Source organism: Streptomyces sp. NPDC039424 (assembly GCF_055639495.1).
In genome coordinates this window covers 1-22034 of sequence record NZ_JBVKAI010000023.1, presented here as the reverse complement: position 1 = coordinate 22034, position 22034 = coordinate 1, and the positions used below count along the sequence as shown (strand labels likewise).

General features: G+C 68.9%; 17 protein-coding genes and 2 pseudogenes. 16 read left to right on the top strand and 3 right to left on the bottom strand.

Translation table 11 applies throughout. The annotated features are described in order from the left end of the window. Nucleotides 1–65: 65 nt before the first annotated feature. From ACZ7L0_RS37100 to ACZ7L0_RS37055, 10 genes are all read left to right on the top strand, one after another. Nucleotides 66–1358 (top strand): FAD-binding oxidoreductase, encoded by a 1293-nt coding sequence (locus tag ACZ7L0_RS37100; RefSeq protein ID WP_471246986.1) that lies wholly within the window; start codon nt 66–68, stop codon nt 1356–1358. Nucleotides 1359–1679: 321 nt separating this feature from the next. Beyond that, the gene (locus ACZ7L0_RS37095; protein ID WP_471246985.1) at nt 1680–2792 is read left to right on the top strand and encodes a catalase family protein; all 1113 of its coding nucleotides are present in this window, start codon (nt 1680–1682) and stop codon (nt 2790–2792) included. 17 nt (nt 2793–2809) lie between these two features. Further along, nucleotides 2810–3265, top strand: coding sequence for an AMP-binding protein (locus ACZ7L0_RS37090; RefSeq protein WP_471246984.1), 456 nt, complete (start codon nt 2810–2812; stop codon nt 3263–3265). Nucleotides 3266–3278: 13 nt separating this feature from the next. Further along, nucleotides 3279–3515, top strand: coding sequence for an AMP-binding enzyme (locus ACZ7L0_RS37085; protein ID WP_471246983.1), 237 nt, complete (start codon nt 3279–3281; stop codon nt 3513–3515). A 107-nt stretch (nt 3516–3622) separates the two neighbouring features. Beyond that, a complete protein-coding gene (locus ACZ7L0_RS37080) occupies nt 3623–4315 on the top strand; it encodes a TetR/AcrR family transcriptional regulator (RefSeq protein WP_471246982.1) in 693 nt (230 codons plus the stop codon). A 629-nt stretch (nt 4316–4944) separates the two neighbouring features. Then, nucleotides 4945–5763, top strand: coding sequence for an SDR family oxidoreductase (locus tag ACZ7L0_RS37075; RefSeq protein WP_471246981.1), 819 nt, complete (start codon nt 4945–4947; stop codon nt 5761–5763). Further along, nucleotides 5760–6572, top strand: coding sequence for an enoyl-CoA hydratase-related protein (locus ACZ7L0_RS37070; protein ID WP_471246980.1), 813 nt, complete (start codon nt 5760–5762; stop codon nt 6570–6572). Before ACZ7L0_RS37075 ends, ACZ7L0_RS37070 begins: the two co-directional genes overlap by 4 nt. Further along, nucleotides 6559–7827 carry an acyl-CoA dehydrogenase family protein gene (locus ACZ7L0_RS37065; RefSeq protein ID WP_471246979.1) on the top strand — a complete coding sequence of 423 codons (1269 nt, stop codon included), beginning with the start codon at nt 6559–6561 and terminating at the stop codon, nt 7825–7827. The genes ACZ7L0_RS37070 and ACZ7L0_RS37065 overlap by 14 nt, the downstream gene beginning before the upstream one ends. A 1-nt stretch (nt 7828) precedes the next feature. After that, nucleotides 7829–8611, top strand: a complete 783-nt coding sequence (locus ACZ7L0_RS37060; protein WP_471246978.1) for an SDR family oxidoreductase — start codon at nt 7829–7831, stop codon at nt 8609–8611. Beyond that, nucleotides 8604–9641 (top strand): phosphotransferase family protein, encoded by a 1038-nt coding sequence (locus tag ACZ7L0_RS37055; protein WP_471246977.1) that lies wholly within the window; start codon nt 8604–8606, stop codon nt 9639–9641. The genes ACZ7L0_RS37060 and ACZ7L0_RS37055 overlap by 8 nt, the downstream gene beginning before the upstream one ends. 401 nt (nt 9642–10042) lie before the next feature. Here the strand turns inward: ACZ7L0_RS37055 and ACZ7L0_RS37050 are convergent, their stop codons facing one another. Beyond that, entirely contained in the window at nt 10043–11149 is a 1107-nt protein-coding gene (locus ACZ7L0_RS37050; RefSeq protein WP_471246976.1) for a DUF3533 domain-containing protein, read from the bottom strand. Nucleotides 11150–11870: 721 nt separating this feature from the next. On the opposite strand from ACZ7L0_RS37050, the gene ACZ7L0_RS37045 reads away from it, so the two are divergent. Together ACZ7L0_RS37045 and ACZ7L0_RS37040 are read left to right on the top strand one after the other, a co-directional pair. Then, nucleotides 11871–13112 (top strand): choice-of-anchor Q domain-containing protein, encoded by a 1242-nt coding sequence (locus ACZ7L0_RS37045; protein WP_471246975.1) that lies wholly within the window; start codon nt 11871–11873, stop codon nt 13110–13112. An 86-nt stretch (nt 13113–13198) separates the two neighbouring features. Beyond that, nucleotides 13199–14839 carry a carboxylesterase/lipase family protein gene (locus tag ACZ7L0_RS37040; RefSeq protein WP_471246974.1) on the top strand — a complete coding sequence of 547 codons (1641 nt, stop codon included), beginning with the start codon at nt 13199–13201 and terminating at the stop codon, nt 14837–14839. Nucleotides 14840–14907: 68 nt separating this feature from the next. Here the strand turns inward: ACZ7L0_RS37040 and ACZ7L0_RS37035 are convergent, their stop codons facing one another. Beyond that, the gene (locus tag ACZ7L0_RS37035) at nt 14908–15561 is read right to left on the bottom strand and encodes a TetR/AcrR family transcriptional regulator (protein ID WP_471246973.1); all 654 of its coding nucleotides are present in this window, start codon (nt 15559–15561) and stop codon (nt 14908–14910) included. Between the two features lie 975 nt (nt 15562–16536). On the opposite strand from ACZ7L0_RS37035, the gene ACZ7L0_RS37030 reads away from it, so the two are divergent. The 4 genes and pseudogenes from ACZ7L0_RS37030 to ACZ7L0_RS37015 all read left to right on the top strand — a co-directional run. Then, nucleotides 16537–17286: a calcium-binding protein gene (locus tag ACZ7L0_RS37030; protein WP_471246972.1), complete on the top strand. Its 750-nt coding sequence runs from the start codon at nt 16537–16539 to the stop codon at nt 17284–17286. Between the two features lie 65 nt (nt 17287–17351). Beyond that, complete coding sequence (locus ACZ7L0_RS37025; protein WP_471246971.1) at nt 17352–18131, top strand: calcium-binding protein; 780 nt, start codon at nt 17352–17354, stop codon at nt 18129–18131. 1931 nt (nt 18132–20062) lie between these two features. Further along, nucleotides 20063–20239: pseudogene (locus tag ACZ7L0_RS37020) on the top strand (transposase); the annotation flags it as partial. A gap of 278 nt (nt 20240–20517) precedes the next feature. Further along, nucleotides 20518–21123: pseudogene (locus ACZ7L0_RS37015) on the top strand (IS5 family transposase); the annotation flags it as partial. Nucleotides 21124–21138: 15 nt separating this feature from the next. Here ACZ7L0_RS37015 and ACZ7L0_RS37010 read toward each other — a convergent pair. Beyond that, complete coding sequence (locus ACZ7L0_RS37010) at nt 21139–21744, bottom strand: dihydrofolate reductase family protein (RefSeq protein WP_471246970.1); 606 nt, start codon at nt 21742–21744, stop codon at nt 21139–21141. Nucleotides 21745–22034 lie beyond the last annotated feature (290 nt).

The window sequence follows — 22034 nt, the reverse complement described above, 5'->3', positions numbered from 1 at the left end:
TCGCGGACGTCGCCGCCGCCCTCGCCGCCGCGCTCCCGGGCCGGGTGGTCACCGACCGGGACGCGATGGAGGCCTACCGCCGTGACCAGTGCCTGTTGGCCCCGGCGGGGCACCCGGCGGCGGTGGTACGTGCCCGCTCGGCCGATGAGGTGATCACCACACTGCGCGTGGCCGGCGACCATCACGCCCCGGTGGTGACCCGGGGGGCCGGCACCGGGCTGGCCGGCGCGGCAAATGCGATCGACGGCTGCGTCGTACTCTCGCTCGCCGCGATGGACCGCATCCTGGCCCTTGACGTGGCCGGCCGGACGGCAACCGTGGAGCCGGGCGTGCTCACCGGCGATCTCGACGCCCGCGCTCGCGAGCACGGTCTGTGGTATCCGCCGGACCCGGGCAGCAAGGCGATCTCCACCATCGGCGGCAACCTGGCGACGAACGCAGGCGGCATGTGCTGCGCCAAGTACGGGGTCACCGCCGACCATGTCGCCACGCTGACGGCCGTACTCGCCGATGGCCGCGTGATCCGTACCGGTCCGCCGACCCGCAAGAACGTCACCGGGCTCGACCTCACCCGGCTCCTCGTGGGCTCCGAAGGCACCCTCGCCGTGATCGTGGACGCCACCGTGCGACTGCGACCGTTCCCGACGGCCACCGCGACCGCGGTGGCCGCGTTCCCGATGTCCCAACAGGCAGTCGACACCGTGCTGCAGATCGCGGCGGTCGCCGACCCAGCGGCGGTGGAGCTGATGGACCGCACCTGTATTCGCGCCGTGAATCGCCTGACACGCATGGGGTTGGACGAGTCGGCCGGGGCGCTGCTGCTCGTCCAGTGCGACGGGCCGTCCGCCGATCAGGAAGCCGCCACCTGTGCCAGGCTGGCTGAAGCCGGCGGCGCCACCGAGGTGCTGCACACCGCCGACCCGACGGAAGGCGAGATGTTCATGCAGGCCAGACGAACGGTGTACCCGGCGCTGGAGAGACTGGGCACCACGCTGCTCGACGATGTCGGCGTCGCGGTTCAGGACCTTCCCCGATTGATTGCCGCGATCGAGCGAACTGCTGCCGACCACGGCGTGCTGGTCGGCACCTTCGGCCACGCCGCCGACGGCAACCTGCATCCGACCATCGTCTATGACGCCACCGACCCTGACGCCGCTGATCGTGCCCGTGCCGCGTTCGACGGCATCGTGGCCGCCACGCTCGCGCTCGGCGGCACGATCACCGGCGAGCACGGCGTGGGCTCCCTCAAGACGCCCTACCTCGACGCACAACTCGGTCCCACCGAGCGGGAGCTGATGACCGGCATCAAGGCCGTCTTCGACCCCTCGGGCATCCTCAACCCGGGCCGCGCGTATTAGGGCCTGCCTCGCGACGCCCCGTCTGACCGCACCCCGCCAAGATGCCCCGTACTCCTGGCATGTCGATCCGGACCTGGTCGGCCGGGAGGCCAAGCACCTTCAACGACCAACTCACCGTGCGGGACGCGGTCTTGATGCCCCTCACCGCCGGCACCCGCGCCGGTAGGTCTTCCGCATAGCCCGGGCAGATGCCCCCGCGGGACCAACCAGAGCACTGACGATCGGATGCTGCGAATGTGTCATTACCCACAGTTACATTGTGCGCAATCAAATTGCGCATTAGCGTATGCGGGTAGTGCACCACAACAGAGAGGCGGCATCATGCATCCCGTCCGCTACGACGACTACCGTCCCAATGAACGCCCCACCTATGACGAGGAGATGGAGGCGATTGTGGCTCAGGTGGCGCGTCGTACTCGCGCCTCTGTCGAGCGCGAAACCGTCGGCCGCGCCGTCCGCACCGCCCACGGAAAGACCTACGGCCTCCTCAAGGCCACGGTCACGGTTGGTGACAACCCCGGCTTCTACGGGCAGGGCATCTTCGCCCGGCCGACCACGTACGACGCCGTCGTCCGCTACTCGAACGGCTTGGGCCACCACCGCCCCGACCACCAGCTGGGCGCTGCGTGCGGAATGGGCATCAAGCTGTTCGAGGTCGCCGGCCCTTCGCTGTTGGACGACGAACGAGACAGCGGCACCTTCGACCTCAACCTGATCAACAACGAGGTCTTCTTCGCGAACACCGCCTACGACTACATGGTGATCGAGGATCTGTTCGCCGAACTGCCCGAGGCCCTGGTGGACCCAGCCCGCCGCAAGACCTGGATGGCGGAGTTCCTGACCCGTCGGCAGACGCTCACCGATCCCGACAGCTGGCTGTGGGACGAACTGCTCGCCATGCTGTCGTTCACTGCCGTCCCGCGCAGGAACCTGCTGTCGTACACCTACAACAGCATGGGCGCCTTCCGGTACGGCGACCACATCGCCAAGATCCGTGCCGTGCCGACGGCCGCGTCCCTGGCCTCCCTCACGCACCAGATCGTGGACGTGCGCGCGGACAACGAGGCATTCCGCCGCACCCTGGTGGCCGAGTCTGCGGAGCGAGACCACTCCTTCGAGCTCCAGGTCCAGCTCAACACCGATCTGGCCCGGATGCCGGTGGACAACACGTCCGTCAAGTGGCCCGAGGACCTGTCCCCCTGGGTGACAGTCGCCGGTGTGAGTCTTCCGCGCCAGAACATCGGTGGGAACGACAACCTGGCGGCCGCTGACGCCACGTCGATCACGCCGTGGCGATCACGCGAGGAACACCGGCCCATGGGCGAGATCCAGCGGGTGCGGCAGGAGGTGTACCGGCGTTCGTCCATCGAACGGCACCGCATCAATGGACAAGAGCGGCGAGAACCGGCCGGCAGCGCTGAGTTGCTGGGCTGAGCTCTTTCGTTCCGGCCGTGCCTGGACGCGACCAGCCACGGCCGGTGCCGGCCCGAAGTGCCCAACTCCGTGTCGCCGTCCCCGGCGGCGCATCGCTGCACTGGGAGGCCGTCCGGGCCGTCGAGGCCCGCTTCGGCTGCACCGTCCTCGAAGGGTATGGGCTCACCGAATCCACCGCGTTCGGCACGTTCACCGACATCGACGGCGGCGGGACCGGGTACACCGGCAGGGCGGTCCCGCGACCGCAGGTACAGGTGCGTGGCAGTGACGACCATGAGTGCGCACCGCGCACCGTCGGCGAGGTCCACATCAAGGGACCCACGGTGATGCGCGGCTTGGAACCGCCCCGCGGACGCCGCCGCGGCGATCTCGCCCGACGGCTGGTTCCGACCGGCGACCTCGGCGAAACCCGACGGCGACCTGCGCACCGTCGACAGGATCAAGGACCTGATCATCTGCGCCGGCCACAATGACTGCCCCGGTGAGGTGGAGGAAGTTCTCTACGGGCATCCGGACATCATCGAGGCAGCCGTCATCGGCGTTCCCGACGACCACTACTGCGAGGAGGTCGTCGCGCTCGTCACCGCCCGGCCCGGTTCGCAGCTCAGTGCCGCTGACGTGCCGAACTGGGCACGGGAGCGGCGATCGTCCGGTTCGTCGACGCGCTTCCCAAGGGTCCGTCCGGCAAGATCCTCAAGCGCTCCATCGACCGTACCGCTCTGACCCGCGACCCCGCGCCCGGCGACGTACCCGCCGGCCGGCACTGAGCTCTCCACGTCGTGCCCCGAGCGTTTATGACTCTGGCGTCGGATTCAAGTACAGTTTCTGGGATGAACACCCTTGCCCCCGAGGAGGACGACAGCGAGAAGGCACCGCCCATGGCGCCCCTCTCGCAACTCCGCGAGCCGCCGTCGACGGCGCGGGGAGCGCGGACACGCGCTGCTTTGGTGACGGCCGCGCGGAAGGTGTTCGAGCGGGACGGCTACCTGGACACCCGCCTGACCGACATCACCGAAGAGGCGCGATGCGCGGCGGGATCCTTCTACACGTACTTCGCCAACAAGGAAGAGGTGCTTGCCGCCGTCCTCTTGGAGGCGCAGGAGGACATGATGCACCCCGGCATGGGCCGGGTGCAGAGCACCGACGATCCGTACGCGGTCCTCGAGGCGAGCAATCGCGCGTATCTCAAGGCATACAAACGGAACGCGAAGCTGATGGGACTGCTTGAGCAAGTCGCGCAAGTGGAGCCGGAGTTCCGTGAGTTCCGAAGCCGGCGCGCGGACGCGTTCATCCGCCGCAACGCCCGCGGCATCGCAGACCTGCAGGAGCGGGGCGTCGCAGACCGTGAGGTGGATCCGATGATGGCCTCCCGTGCGCTGTCGGGCATGGTCAGCGTCATGGCCTACAACGCCTTCGTGCTCGGCGAAGGGCAAGAGGAACGTACGCCGGTGGACTTCGAGGAACTCGTGTCCACGGTCACCCGGCTCTGGGCGAACGCCCTGCGGTTCCCCAGCCACCGCTGATCCGACTACCCGGCCGGGGCGCGAGTCGGCCGCCCACGACCGTTCACCGATTCCGGATCCTGGCGCACGCATCGCGACGAGGACCGGCTGCGCCCGCCGCAAGGCCTGGACTGACCCGCATGCGGACGGGGCCAGGGCCGGTCGGGCGGATGACGGCCGGAGCCACACACGGATCGCTGCGGCGGAAACCGTGCCGTGCACGACGTAGGACGCCGGCCCGGGTACGTTCGAGGACCGGGATCAACTGCGGCTTGTCGCCCCACTCACGCCAAGGGAGCGTCCGGGGCGCGAGCCGCGCCCACCCGTGGTCCGGCAGATCACCCTGACCGCGACCCGCTACCTGGCCCGCCGCAGCCGTCGAACCGCAGGTGGCTGTCACTCGTGGATGAAAGCGTTGTCCGCTGCTGAACCTCGCCGGATCCGCTTGTACCTCTGGGGGCCGACGAAAGGCGCCGTGGACCGACCGGGGAGCTCCTAGCCAGTCGAGCGAGGCGCGCCTTCTGGATGTGTCAGGCGCATTCCATGATTGAACTTGACGTCGGATTCAATTATACAGAGGGGGGAGCCACCGGTCGCATCGTCTCGGAGGCCCTGCCGCAGCTCCGCACGCCCGCTACGGAGGGTTCGCTGTGAACATTGCACAAAGAGTCGCCATCGTCACCGGTGGCGGTGGCGGCATCGGCCGCGCGCTGGTCGCACGGCTCGCTCGCGAGGGTGCCCGGGTCGTCGTCGCAGACCTCGACGCCGACACCGCGCGAGCGGTGTCGGAGAGAGTCAACGCCGACCATCCGGGAAGCACCGTCAGCGCCGGGGCGGACGTGTCGGACACCGCCCAGATCCAGCGGTTGATCGCCCTGGCGGAGAGTACGTTCGGTCCGGTCGGCCTCTACTTCGCGAACGCGGGCATCGCCGGGGCGCTCGGGCTCGACGCGAGCGAGCAGGACTGGGACCTCTCGATCGACGTGAACCTGCGAGCCCACGTCCGGGCGGCAAAGCTCCTGGTGCCGCGGTGGCTCGAGCGTGGCGAGGGCTATTTCGTCAGCACCGCCTCGGCGGCCGGGATGCTCACCCAGATCGGCTCCGCCACGTACGCCGTCACCAAGCACGCGGCCGTCGGCTTCGCCGAATGGCTGAGTGTCACGTACGGCGATCGCGGGATCCGTGTCAGCTGTCTGTGCCCGATGGGGGTGAACACCAGCATGCTGTCCGCGGGGAAAGACTCAGGGGACGTGCTGGGAAGAGCGGCCACGCAGGCCGTCACGTCAGCGGGTGACGTCCTCGAGCCGGCCGAGGTCGCCGACACCGTCCTCGCCGCGATCAAGGAAGAGCGCTTTCTGATCCTGCCGCATGAGGACGTTCTGGACATGTACCGGCAGAAGGGCTCTGACTACGACCGGTGGCTGCGCGGGATGCGCCGCTACCAGAGCTCCCTGCTGGGGCAGGCATGACCGGCATGCCGAGCGAGCTCGTCGTCGCCGAACACCGCGGGCCGGTGCTGGTGCTCACGTTCAACCGTCCGCGCAAGCTCAATGCCTGGACGGACGGACTCGAAAACCGTTACTTCACGCTGCTCGACGCCGCCGAAGACGACCCGGATGTACGCGTTGTCGTGGTCACCGGCGCGGGACGCGGATTCTGCGCCGGCGCCGACCTCCAGCGGCTGCAGGCGGTCGGCGAGGTCTCCGAGGCGCACCGGGCGAGGCGCCGGCCGAGGGACGTGCCACTGACGCTGCGTAAACCGCTGATCGGTGCGGTCAACGGGGTGGCTGCGGGCCTGGGCATGGTGGAGGCGCTCTACTGCGACATCCGCTTCGGCTCGCCCTCGACCCGATTCACCACGGCATTCGCCCAGCGCGGGCTGATCGCCGAGTACGGCATCTCCTGGTTGTTGCCCCGGCTGGTGGGGCACAGCCGGGCAGCGGACCTGTTGTTGTCGAGCCGCATGGTGGACGCCGAGGAGGCACTGCGTATCGGACTCCTCGACCACCTGGTGCCCACCGGCAGTGTGGTCGACGCGGCTGTCGCGTACGCCGCCGAACTCGCGGCGCGCTGCTCCCCGGCAGCCATGGCGACCATCAAGAGCCAACTGCGCGACGACGCGGACGGCATCTACGCCGATTCCGTGCGGCGGGCGGAAGGCTTCATGCTGCAGGCCTTCCGTGGGGCCGACTTCGTCGAAGGCGTGGCCAGTCACCTCGACAAGCGCCCACCAAGTTTTCCTCCCCTACCTGTCAGGAGTTCAGATGTCCCTGTTTGAGATGTCGGATCGCGCCAAGAAGTACCAGGCGGATCTGCTCGAGTTCATGGATGCCCACATCTACCCCGCTGAGGCGGTGTACCACGAGCAGATGCGCGCGTCGGGCGACCCGCACTTCCATCCGCCGATCATCGAGGACCTCAAGGCGGAGGCGCGCAAGCGCGGACTGTGGAACCTCTTCCACCCGCACCCCGAGTGGGGCCCGGGGCTGACAAATCTCGAGTACGCGCCGCTGGCAGAGATCATGGGCCGCAGCCACATCGCCTCCGAGGCGTGTAATTGCAACGCTCCCGACACCGGCAACATGGAGGTGCTCACGCTGTTCGGCAGCGACGAGCACAAGGAGAAGTACCTCAAGCCCCTGCTCGACGGGACGATGGCCTCGGCCTTCGCGATGACCGAGCCGCGTGTCGCCAGTTCCGACGCGACCAACATCGAGTTGCGGATGGAGCGCGACGGCGACGAGTACGTGCTCAACGGCCGTAAGTGGTTCGCGTCCAACGCCCTGCACCGCAATTGCAAGGTGCTCATCGTCATGGGGAAGACGGATCCCACCGCTGCCCCGCACCGGCAGCAGTCGATGATGGTCGTCCCGATCGACGCCCCCGGGGTCACGGTGATGCGCGGGCTGCCGGTGTTCGGCTACCAGGACCGCGAGGGGCACGCCGAAATCGATTTCAGCGACGTCCGGGTACCGGCCAAGGACGTACTCAAGGGCGAGGGCGAGGGTTTCGCGATCAGCCAGGCCCGGCTCGGTCCCGGCCGGATCCACCACTGCATGCGGGCGATCGGCGCGGCCGAGCGGGCACTGGAGCTGATGTGCCGGCGCGCGCAGTCGCGGGTGACGTTCGGTCGTCCGGTTGCCGACCGGTCCAACGTCCAGGACTGGATAGCGGAAGCGCGTATCGAGATCGAGATGATCCGCCTGCTCACGCTGAAGGCCGCGTATCTCATGGACACGGTCGGAAACAAGGAAGCGCGCACCGAGATCGCGGCCATCAAGGTGGCGGCCCCGAACATCGCTTTGAAGGTGGTCGACCGCGCGATCCAGGTGCACGGGGGAGCTGGAGTGACCGAGGACTTCCCGTTGGCGATGATGTACGCACAACTGCGGACGCTGCGGCTGGCGGACGGTCCCGACGAGGTCCACAAGCGGGCCATCGCCCGACACGAACTGCGGCAGTACCGCGGAGCGGACACCGCGGTGGTGAACGGCACCGGCACCCCCGGTGGCCAGAAGGCAGCGGTGAACTGAGATGACAGGACTCGATCTCACCGGTCGCACCGCCGTCGTCACCGGCGCCTCGCGCGGAATCGGGCTGGCGATCGCCCAGGCCATCGCCGCCGCCGGCGGAAACGTCGTCCTCACCTCCCGGTCCCAGGAGGCAGCCGACGCCGCCGCGGCCCAGGTCGAGGGCACGGCAGTCGGCGTAGGTGCGCACGCCGTCGACGAAGAAGCGGCCCAGCGCTGTGTCGATCTGGCGATCGAGCGCTTCGGAAGCCTGGACATCCTCGTCAACAACGCGGGGACCAACCCGGCCTTCGGACCGGTCATCGACCAGGACCACGGCCGGTTCGCCAAGACCTTCGACGTGAACCTGTGGGCTCCCGTCCTGTGGACGGGACTGGCCACCCGGGCCTGGATGGGCGAGCACGGCGGGGCGGTCGTCAACACCGCGTCGGTCGGCGGCATGTCCCTCGAAGCCAACATCGGGCTCTACAACGCGTCGAAGGCCGCACTGATCCATCTCACGAAGCAACTGGCCCTCGAACTCTCGCCGAAGGTTCGCGTCAACGCCGTGGCACCAGGTGTGGTGCGCACGAAACTGGCCGAGGCTCTGTGGAAGGAGCACGAGCAGGCCGTATCCGCCGCTACGGCGCTCGGGCGCATAGGAGAGCCTGCCGACATCGCCTCGGCGGTCGCCTTTCTCGCCTCGGACGCCGCGAGTTGGATCACCGGCGAGACCATGGTGATCGACGGCGGGCAACTACTCGGTGACGCGCTCCCGTTCAGGCAAGGAGCCGGCATCGGTGTCTAGCGCGGACATCGTGGGAGTCGACGCCGGGGCGGTGAACCGCTGGTTCGAGACCCTCGGCGTCGACTTCGCCGGGCCATTGACGTTCGACCGGATCGGGCTCGGCCAGTCGAATCTGACCTACCTGGTACGGGACCTGGACGGCCGCAGGTGGGTGCTGCGGCGCCCACCGCTGGGCCGCCTGCTGGCATCGGCGCACGACGTGGCCCGCGAGGCGCGGATTCTGACCGCGCTGGAGGGCACCGCCGTGCCGACCCCGCGGGTGCTCGGGCTGACCGATGAGCCTGCCGTGACCGACGTCCCGTTGCTGCTCATGGAATTCGTGGACGGCCAGGTCGTCGACAGGATGTCGATCGTGCGGTCGTTGACGCCCGAGCGCCGCCGGGCGATCGGGAGGTCGTTGCCGCGGACGCTGGCGAAGATCCACGCGGTCGATCTCGAGGCAACCGGGCTGACCGGTCTGGCAAGCCACAAGCCGTATGCGCAGCGTCAGCTCAAGCGGTGGTCGGGCCAGTGGGAGAAGTCCAGGACCCGCGAGCTGCCCGCCCTCGAGGACCTCACCCGGCGCCTGGTCGCAGCCGTCCCCGAGCAGCGCGAACTCACCCTCGTACACGGCGACTTCCATCTGCGCAACGTCATCACCTCCTACGACAGCGGGGAGGTGACCGCGGTGCTCGACTGGGAGCTGTCGACGCTGGGTGACCCGCTGGCGGACATGGGTGGCCTGCTGGCGTACTGGCCGGAAGCAGGGGAGGAGGACACCGGGGGCGATTTCGCCGCCTCCGTCATGGAAGGCTTCCCGGACCGGGCCGAGCTCGCTCAGGTGTACCTGACCGAAACAGGCCGGGACCCGGCGGCACTGCAATTCTGGCATGTACTGGGACTGTGGAAGGTGGCCGTGATCGCCGAGGGCGTGATGAGGCGGACGATTGAGGAACCGAAGAACAAGAGCGCGACAGGCACGCCCACCGTGGAACGCATCGATGCGCTTGTGGACGAGGCCCGTCGCATCGCGGGCGAAGCCGGGATCTGAGTTTCAGCAGCGCACTGCCATCGCGGCGGGCGCCGCGCGGGGAATCGGCGGTGCGTAGTTGATCCGCGGTTGCTGCCCGAAGCCGACTGCGTGACGCTCGCGGCCGAGGAAACCAACTTCGCAGGTCTTGGGCCGCGCGCCTACGCATCGCCGTTGAGCATGGCAGGTTGGTTGCCCAGCGGCACGGCCCGGAGTGATATCGAGCCAGGTCGCTTCATCCCGGAGGCGGATGCGGAGGCCGCGGCGGCCGGCCGTGCTGAGCCTGGTTCCTTTCGGCGGTGGAGCCGCGCGCCCGCATCGGTCGGTGATTTTCGACGCTGGAGTCGGCGCTCGTCCTGTCCGTGCTGCTGTGGGCCTTTGAGCTGACCGCCATCCACGCTTCGTACGGGTCGGTACGGCCGTCACCCCGCAGGCACGGTGTCCGGCCCGCTGCCGGTTGACGCCACGGTGCTGACGGCCGCCGCCTTGCGCCGCTCCCGCCACCAGGCCGCGACCAGCGCGATCGCGGTACCGCCCACCGTGTAGGCCCCGAGCACCCACCAGGCGACCGCCGTGGCGTGCCCGTCGAAGTACACGGTGTTGCGGACGAGCGTGGTGCCCGCGCCCGGCGGCAGTGCCTGGCCGATCGCGCTCCAGAAGCCCGGCAGCAGCACCGACGGATACACCCCGCCCGAGCTCGGGTTGCCCAGTACCACGAACAGCAGGATGGTCAGCCCGGTGCCGAGCATGCCCAGCAGCGTCTGCAGCGCGAGCGAGGTCGCCGCCGACGCGAACACCACCATGGCGCCGATCCCGCTCAGCGCCCAGAAGTGACCGCTCAGCGCATCGAACACCGGGCCCACAATCACCGCGCCGGCAACACCCGACACGATCGCGTACAGCCCCAGCACCGCCAGCCTGATGATGATCCGGTGCTGGTTGACCGGCCGTGAACCGGCCGACATATTCATGATCGTCGCCGTCAGGTAGCCGCCGACCACCCAACCGAGCACCAGGTAGAAGGAGGTCATGCCGCGCCCGTCGCCGCTGTTCGGGGCTTGGATGTCGGTGATCGCGATCCGCCGCTTCTGCACAGCCTCGATCTTCTGGGCGAGTTGTGAGGCGGTCTGTGACACCGAGGGGCCGCCGGCCGAGGCGACCAGCAGTGTGTCCTTGGTGCCGCTCGCGTTGAACAGGAAGGCGGCGTCCGCCCTCCGGTCCATGATCCGCTGCCGGGCGGTGGACTCGCTGGCGACGGCGGTCGCCTTCACCGGGTCGCCGGCGAGCCCGTTGAGCTTGGCCACGATCTGCGCCGAGGCCTGCCCCGGGGCCACCACCGCCACCGGAATCCGGTGCGGAGTGGGGGAGTGGAAGGCGCCCAGGTAGGAGACGGTGAAGGCGAGCTGTATCAGCAGGCCGCCCAGTACGAGTCCGAAGGCGCGGATGCTGATGGCGTCCCGGAGTTCGGCCAGGAAGCCCGCGGCAGGGGCGGCGGAGGGAGAGGGAGAATCAGCGTTCATAGCACACATGCTCTCAGTCGGATACCGCCGCTGTTCGCGCGGTCCCCCTATGCGCAGGCAGCCCGGCCCTCGCAGGCACCCCCTAGTGACCCAGCACACCGAACGCGGTGAGAATGGCCAACTTGATATTCCGCAGGGTCGGTTCGTAAGTCATGCCGCGCGGATTCGCCGCGGTGTCGACGTGGTTCATGCCGTACGGTCCGGTGCCGTTCGCAAGGGCGCCCGGTACTCGGGCTCCGGGAGGAACCGGGGCGTGGATCCACCGCGCGCCCTGGGACACCGCCCGACGCTCCTGCTGACCCTTTGGTGTCCTTGGCCCCCTGGGCCGAGACCGGCAGGGGACGAGCCCGGCCGGGGCACCACTGGCTGAAGGCCGTCAGTTGCCTCACCCTGTACTGCCCGCACCGTTCCGCGATCCGGTCGACCCACTGGGCGACACCGAGCGGGGGACGACCCGGGGAGCCGGGGTTTCTGTCAGATCTCTGGACAGCTACCGCCCATGAATGGAACGCTCGCTACAGCGAGTTGGTGCCGACCGTGCCTCCCCGCATACGGGAACGTGCGCCCCCCGCCCATTCAAAGGCGTCCGCCGCGCACGCCCCTTCCCCTCTCTCAGCTCACCCCGTAGCCCCAGCACAGCCTCGTACCGACCCGAGTGGTCGTGGAACGCCGGCAGCCTGCGCTGACCGGAGCACGAGCAAGCGCCCCTACGTGGACAGGAGTTCCTTCGATGAGGGACAAGAACGCCCGCACACCCGCCGCCGTCCTGCTCGCCCTGACGGCAGGACTGACCATCGCCGCCCCCGTGCCCGCGTCGGCCGCGGAGGCCGGTCCCACGGAGTTCACCGTCGACGCCACGTCCGACGCGGTGGACGCCGATCCGTCGGACGGTGTGTGCCGCACTGCGGCAGGCCGGTGCACTCTGCGTGCGGCGGTCATGGCAGCCAATGCCCGGCCCGGCAGCACCATCGTCCTGCCCACCGGCCGATACCGCCTCACCATTCCGCCCAACCCCCTGTTCCTCCGCACATCCCATCCGGACCCGACGACGGGCGACTTGAACATCAACGCACCCACCACGATCCGGGGCACCGGTACCCGTGCCACCGTCATCGACGCCAACCGCGTCGACCGGGTCCTCCGCATGCGGGCCGACACCGAGCTCTCCGATCTGACGATCACGGGGGGAGCCGCCAAGCAGCACGAGGTGCCCATCACCGACACCGGGGGCGGCGGGATCGCCAACGCCGGGAACATGACGCTGCGGCGCGTTGCCGTGACCGGAAACTCCGCCGGCTACGGCGGCGGCATCTTCAACATCCCGGACTCCCACCTGGATCTGGTGGACAGCACCGTCAGCGGGAACACCGCGGGGGAGGCCGGAGGGATCAGGTTCGACGACAGCGGCACGGTGGTCAACTCGACGATCGCGGACAACCGCGTAACGGATCCGGGCGACCGTCCCGGAAGCCTGGGCGGCTACGGCGGAGGAGTGGATGTCCGGGGCCTCGGGACTGTGACGATCCTCAACTCAACGGTCACCGGGAACAGTGCACCCCACGGGGGCGGTATCAACATTGCCCCCGCCTACCTGGACAGTCTGCCCTCACCCATTCCCGACGTCATCGACCTGCCACTGGGGCGACTGGTCCTGCGGAACTCGATCGTGGCCGGAAACACCGGCGACGGCACCCTCGGTGACTGCGAGAAGGCCTTCGCCGCCATACAGTCCCTCGGCCACAACATCGACGGCGACGGCAGCTGTCATCTGACCGCAGAGGGCGACCTGCCCAGCCGTACCGCGCTACTCGGACCACTCGCCGACAACGGCGGCCCGACTGACACCCGAGCGCTGCTGCCGGGCAGCCCGGCCCTGGACGCGGCCGCCCGGTGCCCGGCCACCGACCAGCGCGGCGTCCCCCGCCCCCAGGGCGTGGCCTGTGACATCGGCGCCTACGAACGCGCGCAGTGATCCGGGCCACCGGCGTGCACAGCAATCGAGATACGTCCGACGAACAGTGGCTCCGGCCAGGACGCCGACCGGAAGGGAAGCAGACGATGAGATTACCCAGCGCGCGCCGCACCGCGACCCGCGCCATGACCGCCCTCGCGGCGTTGCTGCTGTCGATCACGGCGCCCTCAGAAGCCTCCGCTGTCGCCGACCACGACCCCCTGGTCGTCCGGACCGTGGCCGGCCCGGTGCGCGGCACGGCCGGACCCGGAGGCGGCCGGATCTTCCAGGGCATCCCCTTCGCCGCCCCTCCCACGGGGGCACTGCGGTGGCAACCACCCCGGCCGCCCGCACCGTGGTCCGGGATACGGGACGCCACCGCGCCGGGCAACCCCTGCCCCCAGCCGCCGTTGACGCTGCTCCCGGACGGCGGACCCGTCCTGCCCGGCGAGTCCAACCGGACGGGCAGCACCTCGGAGGACTGCCTGTTCCTGAACGTGTGGACCCCGCCCCACAGCAGTGGCGGGGCTCTGCCGGTCCTCGTCTGGCTGCACGGCGGCGGCAACGCCTATGGCTCCGGAAGCGACTACGACGGAGCCGCCCTCGCCCGGCGCGGGATTGTCGTGGTCACGGTCAACTACCGTCTCGGCGCCCTGGGGTTCCTCGCCCATCCCGCCCTGTCCGCGGAGAGCTCGGACCGTGCCTCGGGTGACTACGGTCTGATGGACCAGCAGGCCGCCCTGCGCTGGGTGCGGTACAACGTCGGGGCGTTCGGCGGGGATCGTCACAGGGTCACCCTCGGCGGTCAGTCCGCCGGATCCGTCGACACCTGCCTCAACATCGCCTCGCCGACCGCGAAGGGGCTCTTCCACCGGGCCGTGCAACAGAGCGGCAGCTGTGCGTCGGACGCCGCCCTCGCCCCGCTGACCCTGGCGGCGGCCGAGCAGCGGGGAAGCAGCTTCGCGGCCTCGGTCGGCTGCACCGACCCGTCGGCCGCGGCGGCCTGTCTGCGTGCCGCTTCCGTCACCGAGTTGTTCGCCGACGATTCCGTGGGCTCGGCCTTGTGGGCGGCGAACACCGGTCCACGCGTCCTTCCGGTCTCGCCGCGCGCGGCGTGGTCGGCGGGACGGGCGAACGCCGTCCCCGTCCTGAGCGGCAGCACCCACGACGAGTACCGGTACTTCACCGCCCTCCGCGTCGACCTGCTCGGAGGCGGACCACTCACACCCGCGACCTACGCCGCCCTGATCAAGGCGCGGTACCCCGCCGAGGCGGCCGCCATCCTCGACACCTACCCGGCCTCGGCCTATCCCTCGCCCAACCTGGCGTACTCCGCGGTCGGCACCGACCGGTTCTTCGCCTGCCCGGCGAGAGGCGACAGCCGTCTGTACAGCGGGCGGGTACCCGTGTACGCGTATGAGTTCAACGACCCCGAGGCGCCGCCGTTCATCCCCGCGCCGCACACCCCGCAGGGCGCCTTCCACGCCTCGGAACTGGCCTACCTGTTCCCGATGGGCTCGCTGCGTCCGCTGACTCCCGCCCAGCGGCGGCTGTCCTCGACGATGACGGGCTACTGGGCCCGGTTCGCCGCCACCGGCAATCCCAACGGACCCGGTGCTCCCCTGTGGCCGAGATACGCAACCGACCGTGACGGCGTTCAGGTGCTCGCCGCGGACCGGACGGCCCCCACCGACGACTTCGCGGCCGACCACCGCTGCGCGTTCTGGCAGCGGCACGCGGTGTCCTGAGGGGCGACGCCCGCAGTACCGGGCAGCGGCTGCGGCCAAGTCGGCAACGCCCGCTGCCCGGCGAGTGCCTACCCGCTCGACTGCTCTCCGTCGGCCGGCTCCGCAGCGGACGCTCCCAGGGGTACGCCTTGGTGGGCCGCCAGAGCGAGCAAAGCGACGCGCAGCGCGCCGGTGTCGAGGGAAGCTGCCGGATCGAACCAGCGCGCGACGGCGGTTCCGCTCGCCGCTCTGAGGGCGAAGCGGGCGAGTTGGCCCGAGGCCTCCGGGCGGGCGTGCAGTCCGAAGACGGAGCTGAGGGAGTCGCGCGCCCAGACCAGCAGAGCATCCCGGTAGTGGTGCAGTTCGGCCAGGGCCGCCGCGCTGGCGGTGCGCTGCAGCATGCCCAGGCCGATGAGCAGCTTCACGTTGCGCGGATGGCGCTGGAAGGCATCTCCGACCGCTTCGAGGAAGGTGTCGAGCCGCTCACCGATGTCCGCGCCCGGCACTGCCACGGGGGGCAGCGCCGACAGCAAGGAGACCCTGGCACGTTCGAGCACCGCGACATAGACGCCGTCCTTGCTGCCGAAGTGCCAGTAGATGGAACTGACGGGCAGCCCGCAGGCGGCGGAGACCATCGAAATGGACGTGGCGGCATAGCCGTGCAGCGACATCAGTTCGGTCGCGGTGTCGAGAATTGCGTTCCGCGACCGCACGCCGCGGTCCGGATCCGGTGCTTCCCTCATGAAGCGACTCTAAAGGGGCGCCGCTCCTGCCACCGCTGTCTGCGGAAAAACCAGTTTCGGAACGAGCTCGCCGCAGCGGCCCGCACGCCGCCCGGACGACGGCTCCGTCCCGGGTCCCGGCCCCAGCCTCCTCAGGGACTCCGGGCTCCGGCATGTCCAGGCCTTGCGGACCACGTCGTTGTGGAAGCCGCAGACGTGCTGTTCCACCAGATCGCCGGCGCGCTCCACGTCACCCGCCGTGCTGCCCTCACCGCAGGACCGGCCCCGGTCGGGTGTGGTCGGGGTACCAACCAGGTGCTCGGTGGCCGCGACAGCGCTCGCCCGGTGTCGCCGTGCGCAGGAACTCCGCGGTGGTCTACGTCCCGGCCGTGCTGAGCTCGGCACTCTCCCCACAGACCCACCACACAGCGAGGCAGGTCCGCAGGGCTCCATTTGGCCCCGCTCAACGGCGTTTCACAGCAACTGTGCTGGCTTCACCCGGGCCTGGCAGTAATTCAATACGGCACGGATGAATCGTAAATTACACACGCTCAGCTGAGAAAACCCTGGGGTTTGTCATGCCCGAGTGATCGATCCAGCACGATGAGGACGGCGATCCACAGCGCGGAGGAAATGAATCCGGCAATGGCGGTAATTCGTCTTCAGTGCGGCTTCCCATCCCGGCATGCTCGGGGTGCCCAGGCCACCCAGTGGTGACACCGGCCGGGTGCAGGCAGGGGGTTGGCGTTGAGCGGAGGGCCGTGGTCGAGGACCGGTGAGTGCTGGAAGGCCATCCGGGAGTGGAGCCAGGAGGGACGTATCCCACACGTTCAACGCTTTCGCCCACGGCATCACCGTATGAACTGCTGCGCGCGGTCGGTCCGGTGATCGGAGAGCCGGTGATCGAAGGAAGGGCAATGCGCCCGGTCGTGAGATCCAATCAGGATTCCCATTCGAGGGGAGCAGTTCATGAGAAGAACGGTTCGTCACAGCGTCGTGCTTCTGGCGGCGGTGTGCGGTTTCAATCTGTACCTCACGGACACATCCGCCGCGGCTTCGGCCACGCGGTCGGCAGGGATTCTCGCCACAACGCTGGTGAACAAGACCGGCACCACCATCACCGTCACTGCCGGGGTGGGGCGGGGCAACAGCATCACCGTTGGGCAGACCGGCAACAGCATCAGAATCCGGGACACGGGAGACACCGTCGCGCCGTCCGGCGACTGCATCGCGATCAGTACGACGGAAGTCGCCTGCACGGCCGCCGACACCACTGAACTCGTGGTCAACGCCGGTGACCAGAACGACAACGTCACCTCCTCGCTGGGGAACCTCGGTGTCACTCTGATCGGGGGCGCGGGCGACGACAACCTTCTCGGCGGCTCCGCCAACGACACACTCGAAGGGGACGAGGGTTCCGACTTCCTCTCCGGCGGTGCAGGCAACGACACCCTGACCGGGGGAGCCGACGCGGACCGGATCTTCGGCGGCGCGGGCAACGACTCCATCGAGGGACGCGGCGGCTCGGACACCATCAACGGAAATTCGGGCAACGACGTGATTGGCGGTGGCAGCGGCAACGAGCAGATCGTTGCCGGGGCCGGCAACGACTACGCCGACGGCGGCGGTGGCCGGGACGCGATCGACGCCGTGGACGACGCCAGCGGCAACGATTACGTCGAAGGCGGCGCCGACGTGGACGACTGCCGTGCTGACCTCGGCGACTCCGTCAGCGGGTGCCCCTGATGAGCGTGCATGAGCAGCACACCAGCATCAGGTCTACGACGAGACGACACCAAAGGCGGGGACCGATGGCAGCACGGCGTATCAGCACCATGGTGGTGGCCGTGGGCACACTTCTCTGCGCCCTGATGGTCGATGCTTCCCCTGCGGTCGGCGTGGCGCCAGCCGACGGAACACTCGCCGACACCACGGTCGTCGAGCAGGTGGGCAGCACCCTGGTCGTCACGGCCGAAGATGCTGTGGCGAACGACATCACCATCCGGCGGCAGGGCAACGTTGTCGTGGTGACGGACGCGGGGGACACCGTGTCCGCTGTCGCTCCTTGTCAGCTGACCTCGACGCACACCGCAGACTGCCCGCTGCCCGTCGCGGTGATCCAAGTGAATGCCAAGGACGCCGACGACGACGTCACCATCTCGCCCAACCTGGATGCTGCGGGGACGGTGATCGGCGGCGCGGGTGACGACCACCTCAACGGCGGCCCCCGGGCAGACCGGCTCATCGGTGACGACCCCGCAACCGGCGCACTGCGTGCCACCCCTGGCAACGACACCATCAACGGTGGACCCGGCAACGACACCATTTCCGGACTGGCCGGCAACGACACCATCAACGGTAATGCCGGCAACGACACCCTCAACGGTGACGACGGCAACGACACACTCAACGGAGACCAGGGCAACGACACCCTCACCGGAGGAAGCGGCAACGACACGCACAACGGTGGCGAAGGCAACGACTCCCTCAACGCCGTGGACAACGTACTCTTCAACGACAACCTCGACGGCGGTCTCAGCTTCGACACCTGCAACCGCGACACGGGGGACACAGTCGTCAACTGCCCCTGAGTAGCTGCCCTTGGCCCGGCACCGCCGGATGGCCGGAAGGTGCCGGGCCGTGCGGTGCCGCGTGACCGGGGTGGTCTCGGACGGTTGTCGGGTGCGGGCACGGTGAGCCTGGTACTGCGGAAATCGGCGCATCCGCGCCACCGCGCCGGCGGTAATGGACCCGCGCGGGCCAGCCCTGGGTGTCGATGCGCGGACCGGCGCGGCGGCGGGTTCGAGGACGACGTCCAGGTCTGGGCATCGACCGCTATCCGCGCTTCGCCGACGCCGACCGTATGCGTGAGTAGGCGGCAGAGATCGACAAGGAGAGTCCCGAACTGCCGTTCACGCAAACCCGCACGCCCAGCGTGTCGACACTGATACGACCGCTGTCGCCGCGTCGGCCCCGGCAGAGACGACTGGCTGTGGCGGTGGTGCCGTTGTTGCTGCCCGCGGACCCCTCTCCGCCTGACCCGCCCTGCCCCCAAGGCATCGCAGGAGCGAAGAGAACCATTGCGCGGCAAGGGACGTCGAGCACTGGGAAGTGAGCAGCATCGGCCGGCATTGAGCCGCAACCGTCGGCTCGTACGCCGAGGCTGCCGCGCCGTCCCGGTGATTGACGACCTTTCCGGCGGAGTTACATACCTCACTATTCAGTCAGCGACTGAGCACTCGTTCGATCCGCCCCGTTGACCCCAGTAACCGGTGACCCACCCGCAGAACGGTAAGTGAGGTTCGCACATGTTAAAGATCGGTCCGAAACAAACCCAGCGGCGTTTCCCCACCGCTGACTGCTGCCCCGCTTGGGCGCACCCTGCCTCCCGTCAACTCGAGGACTGAGAGAACGGTCGCTTCGTGGACTACTGCATCCCGTGCAGCCGCACGCTCAACGGCGCCGTAACCTGCCCGGAGTGCGGGGCATACGACCCCGGCATGGCACAGCTGAGCGATCGGACAGACGGTGCTCCGGCCGTCGACGCCGCGATGCCGGAGGTCCGCTTCAGCGGGGGACCGGGCTCCTCGGGGTCCCCCCTTCCTGGGTCAGCAACTCCCTTGCCCGACTCGCCGGCAGACCGGTTCGACCGGCCGTCGCGGCTGAAGAAGTATGCCGTCCGGTCTCTTGCCGCAGCCGCATTCACTGTCCTCGGGGGCGTGGCCACTGCATCGGTGCTTCCCCAGTCGACAGCCCCACGAGCAGCTTCGGTCCCCGCACAGCCATCTCCCGAGGAGCCTGGGGTCCGCGTCACCGATTCACCGGCTTCACCGGAGCGTGTGACGACGCACCCGGCCAGAAAGGGCGTCCGGGACCGCAACAGTGACGAGCTCCGGCGTCGTCTGCCGACGGCGACTCCCAGCAGGTCAACGGTTTCTCGGCCTCCCGCCACCACCAGTGCGCCGCCACCGGTGAAGGCTGAGCCGACCCCTGGAAGCTCCAGTAGCCGAAGCACCAGTAGCCGCCGCCCCAGCTCGCCCTCGCAGACGGCAAGCCCTTCCGCGAGGCCCTCCGCCAGTCCCTCCGGCAGCGTCAGCGCCTCTCCTACCAGTAGTGGCTCACCAAGCAGCAAAGGAAGCCGGTGACTGAGGCACTGGTCGGGAGTCCCAGCGCGGAAACCTCCACCTGGTGCGCGCACCGTATGGGAAAGGTCGGCGCCTTGGCTGGTCAGGGAGACGGCGGCGGAGGTTGCCGGGGGCCGGGCAGGTCCGGGGCGCCGCGTGGGATCCCGCGAGGAGGCGGCGGAGGCCACTGTTGGCCGTCTTGTCCTCGCCCACCGCGCCGAGCAGGGCCCTCGTCCGGGTTGCTTCACATGACGTACCGGTGAGGCTGTAGTTGGGAGCCGCTTCCACTTCGCACCTGTTTCGGGCGTGCGGCCTGTTCCCTGACTGTGGTGGCGAGGGCGGTTACCGCACTTCGGGTCCAGGCGTACTGGGCCTGCTGCCGTGTGGTGGGGTTGTCGCTGGCAGGGATTGTTGAGCGACTGGTGCCGGACGAGCTGTGGGAGCTGTTCCAGCGTGCGGTGCCGGAGGAGCCGTCGCGCCCTCAAGGGGGTGGCCGGCGTCGTCACGGCGACCGGGAGGTGCTGGCGGCGATCGTGTCCGTGGCGACGTCGGGCTGCACGTGGCAGCAGCTTCCTGCGGCAGGTGTCCAAGGTCCCCCGAGTCATGTCGTCAGCCACGTCCACCGGCACTCCCGGGGCCCGCGGCGGTCCCAGGCGTCGATCAGGCGGCGGGCGACGCTCAGCATCACGGGGTGGTCGGCCGCCCGGTGCCGCCCTCCGTCGGCCCACTCGGCACGTCCCGGCCATTCACGCCCACGTACGAAAAGGAATCACACACGTGAACGCGCGCAAGCAACTTGGCGAGGTGCTCGAATTCGAGGAGTACGTCCGAGACATCTTGGGGCTGATCGGCTCAGTGCCCTTACAACCGGCTGCGGATGTGGGCCGTCGACGGTACCTGGGAGCGGGTGTTTACCGCGCTGATGGCCCAGGCCGACGCCGACGAGGACCTCGACTGGGCTGTTTCGGTGGACTCCACGATCGTGCGTGCCCACCAGCACGCGGCCGGGGCCCGCAAAAAGGGGCCCCGCCCGGAGAGCCGGTGGACCATGCCTTCGGCCGGTGCCGCGGTGGGCTGACGACAAAGATCCACCTCGCAGCTGATGGCCGCTGTCGGCCCCTGGCCTTCCACCTCACCGCCGGGCAGGCCGCTGACGCGCCCGCCTTCCGCGAGGTGATGAGACGCCTGCGTGTTCCGTGCCGACGCGGACGGCCCCCGCACCAGGCCGGTCGCCGTCCCGGCCGACAAGGCCTATTCGTCAGCACCTGCGCAAGCGCGGCATCCGGGCGGCAGAAGGCTGGCTTTTGACCGCGAGACGTACAAGCAGCGCGACACCGTCGAGCGATGCATCAACCGCTTCAAGCAGTGGCGAGGCATCGCCACCCGCTACGAGAAGACCGCGGCCATCTACCTGGCCGGACTCCACGTAGCGGGCATCTTCCTGTGGTCTGCCCGGTGATCCAAACCAAGCCGTCTAATAGCTGTCATAGCTGGGCTTACCGTTCGGCCGGTAGACGCCGACGATGGTGCCGCCCTTCGTCGACGAGACGCTGATCGGCTCCAGCGCAGTGGGGATCGCTCCCTCGGCGAACAGCCGCTTGCCGGTGCCGATGATCACCGGATGGATGGTCAGCCGGTACTCGTCGACGAGGCCGTGCCGCATGAGGGTCTGGGCAAGGTCGCCGCTGCCGACGACGTTGATGTTGCCGCCGTCGGACGCCTTCAGCTTGCGTACGGCATCGACGATGTCGCCCTCCAGCAGCGTGGAGTTCTGCCACTCGACGGACGTCAGGGTCCGAGACGCCACGTACTTGTGCATGCTGTTCATCCGATGGGTGAACGGGTTGTCGGGGTCGGCGGTCGGCCAGTACGACGCGAAGATCTCGTACGTCTTGCGGCCGAGCAGCATCGCGTCGGAGTGCTCGTACCAACCGGCGATGGCCGTGCCGACCTCGTCGTCGGCCACCGGCTTCTGCCAGCCGCCGTGCTCGAAGCCGCTCTGAGCGTCCTCGTCCGGACCGCCCGGCGCCTGCATGACGCCGTCCAGCGTCAGGAACGTGCAAACGATGATCTTGCGCATGGTGCGCTCCCTTCGTCGAAGGGTAGACCACACAAGAGCCGGAAACTGATCGGCGGAGCTTCCGCGGCGCAGCACCAGGGCCGTCGTCTGGATCAGCCCGGCTGTGAAGTGCGGTACCTCGTGGCCGACCCGAGAAGGCTCTGGTTCGCAGATGTGCGCATCAGACCCCGCGCCGCCGGGATGATCCAAACTACAGGCCTTAGTACTGCAACGGTGCTTGTGGTGACTGATGGCCAGGTCAGGGGTTGTGTCCGTGTCGCTTGTAGTGGCTGGTGCGGGCTTGGTGTTGT

Excerpts from the sequence above, each read along its gene's own strand:
- ACZ7L0_RS37045 (WP_471246975.1), top strand. The coding sequence starts at position 11,871 with ATGAGGGACAAGAACGCCCGCACACCCGCCGCCGTCCTGCTCGCCCTG.
- ACZ7L0_RS37070 (WP_471246980.1), top strand. The coding sequence starts at position 5,760 with ATGACCGGCATGCCGAGCGAGCTCGTCGTCGCCGAACACCGCGGGCCG.
- ACZ7L0_RS37065 (WP_471246979.1), top strand. The coding sequence starts at position 6,559 with ATGTCCCTGTTTGAGATGTCGGATCGCGCCAAGAAGTACCAGGCGGAT.
- ACZ7L0_RS37100 (WP_471246986.1), top strand. The coding sequence starts at position 66 with ATGGAGGCCTACCGCCGTGACCAGTGCCTGTTGGCCCCGGCGGGGCAC.
- ACZ7L0_RS37095 (WP_471246985.1), top strand. The coding sequence starts at position 1,680 with ATGCATCCCGTCCGCTACGACGACTACCGTCCCAATGAACGCCCCACC.
- ACZ7L0_RS37080 (WP_471246982.1), top strand. The coding sequence starts at position 3,623 with ATGAACACCCTTGCCCCCGAGGAGGACGACAGCGAGAAGGCACCGCCC.
- ACZ7L0_RS37035 (WP_471246973.1), bottom strand. The coding sequence starts at position 15,561 with ATGAGGGAAGCACCGGATCCGGACCGCGGCGTGCGGTCGCGGAACGCA.
- ACZ7L0_RS37060 (WP_471246978.1), top strand. The coding sequence starts at position 7,829 with ATGACAGGACTCGATCTCACCGGTCGCACCGCCGTCGTCACCGGCGCC.
- ACZ7L0_RS37010 (WP_471246970.1), bottom strand. The coding sequence starts at position 21,744 with ATGCGCAAGATCATCGTTTGCACGTTCCTGACGCTGGACGGCGTCATG.
- ACZ7L0_RS37040 (WP_471246974.1), top strand. The coding sequence starts at position 13,199 with ATGAGATTACCCAGCGCGCGCCGCACCGCGACCCGCGCCATGACCGCC.
- ACZ7L0_RS37050 (WP_471246976.1), bottom strand. The coding sequence starts at position 11,149 with ATGTGTGCTATGAACGCTGATTCTCCCTCTCCCTCCGCCGCCCCTGCC.
- ACZ7L0_RS37025 (WP_471246971.1), top strand. The coding sequence starts at position 17,352 with ATGGCAGCACGGCGTATCAGCACCATGGTGGTGGCCGTGGGCACACTT.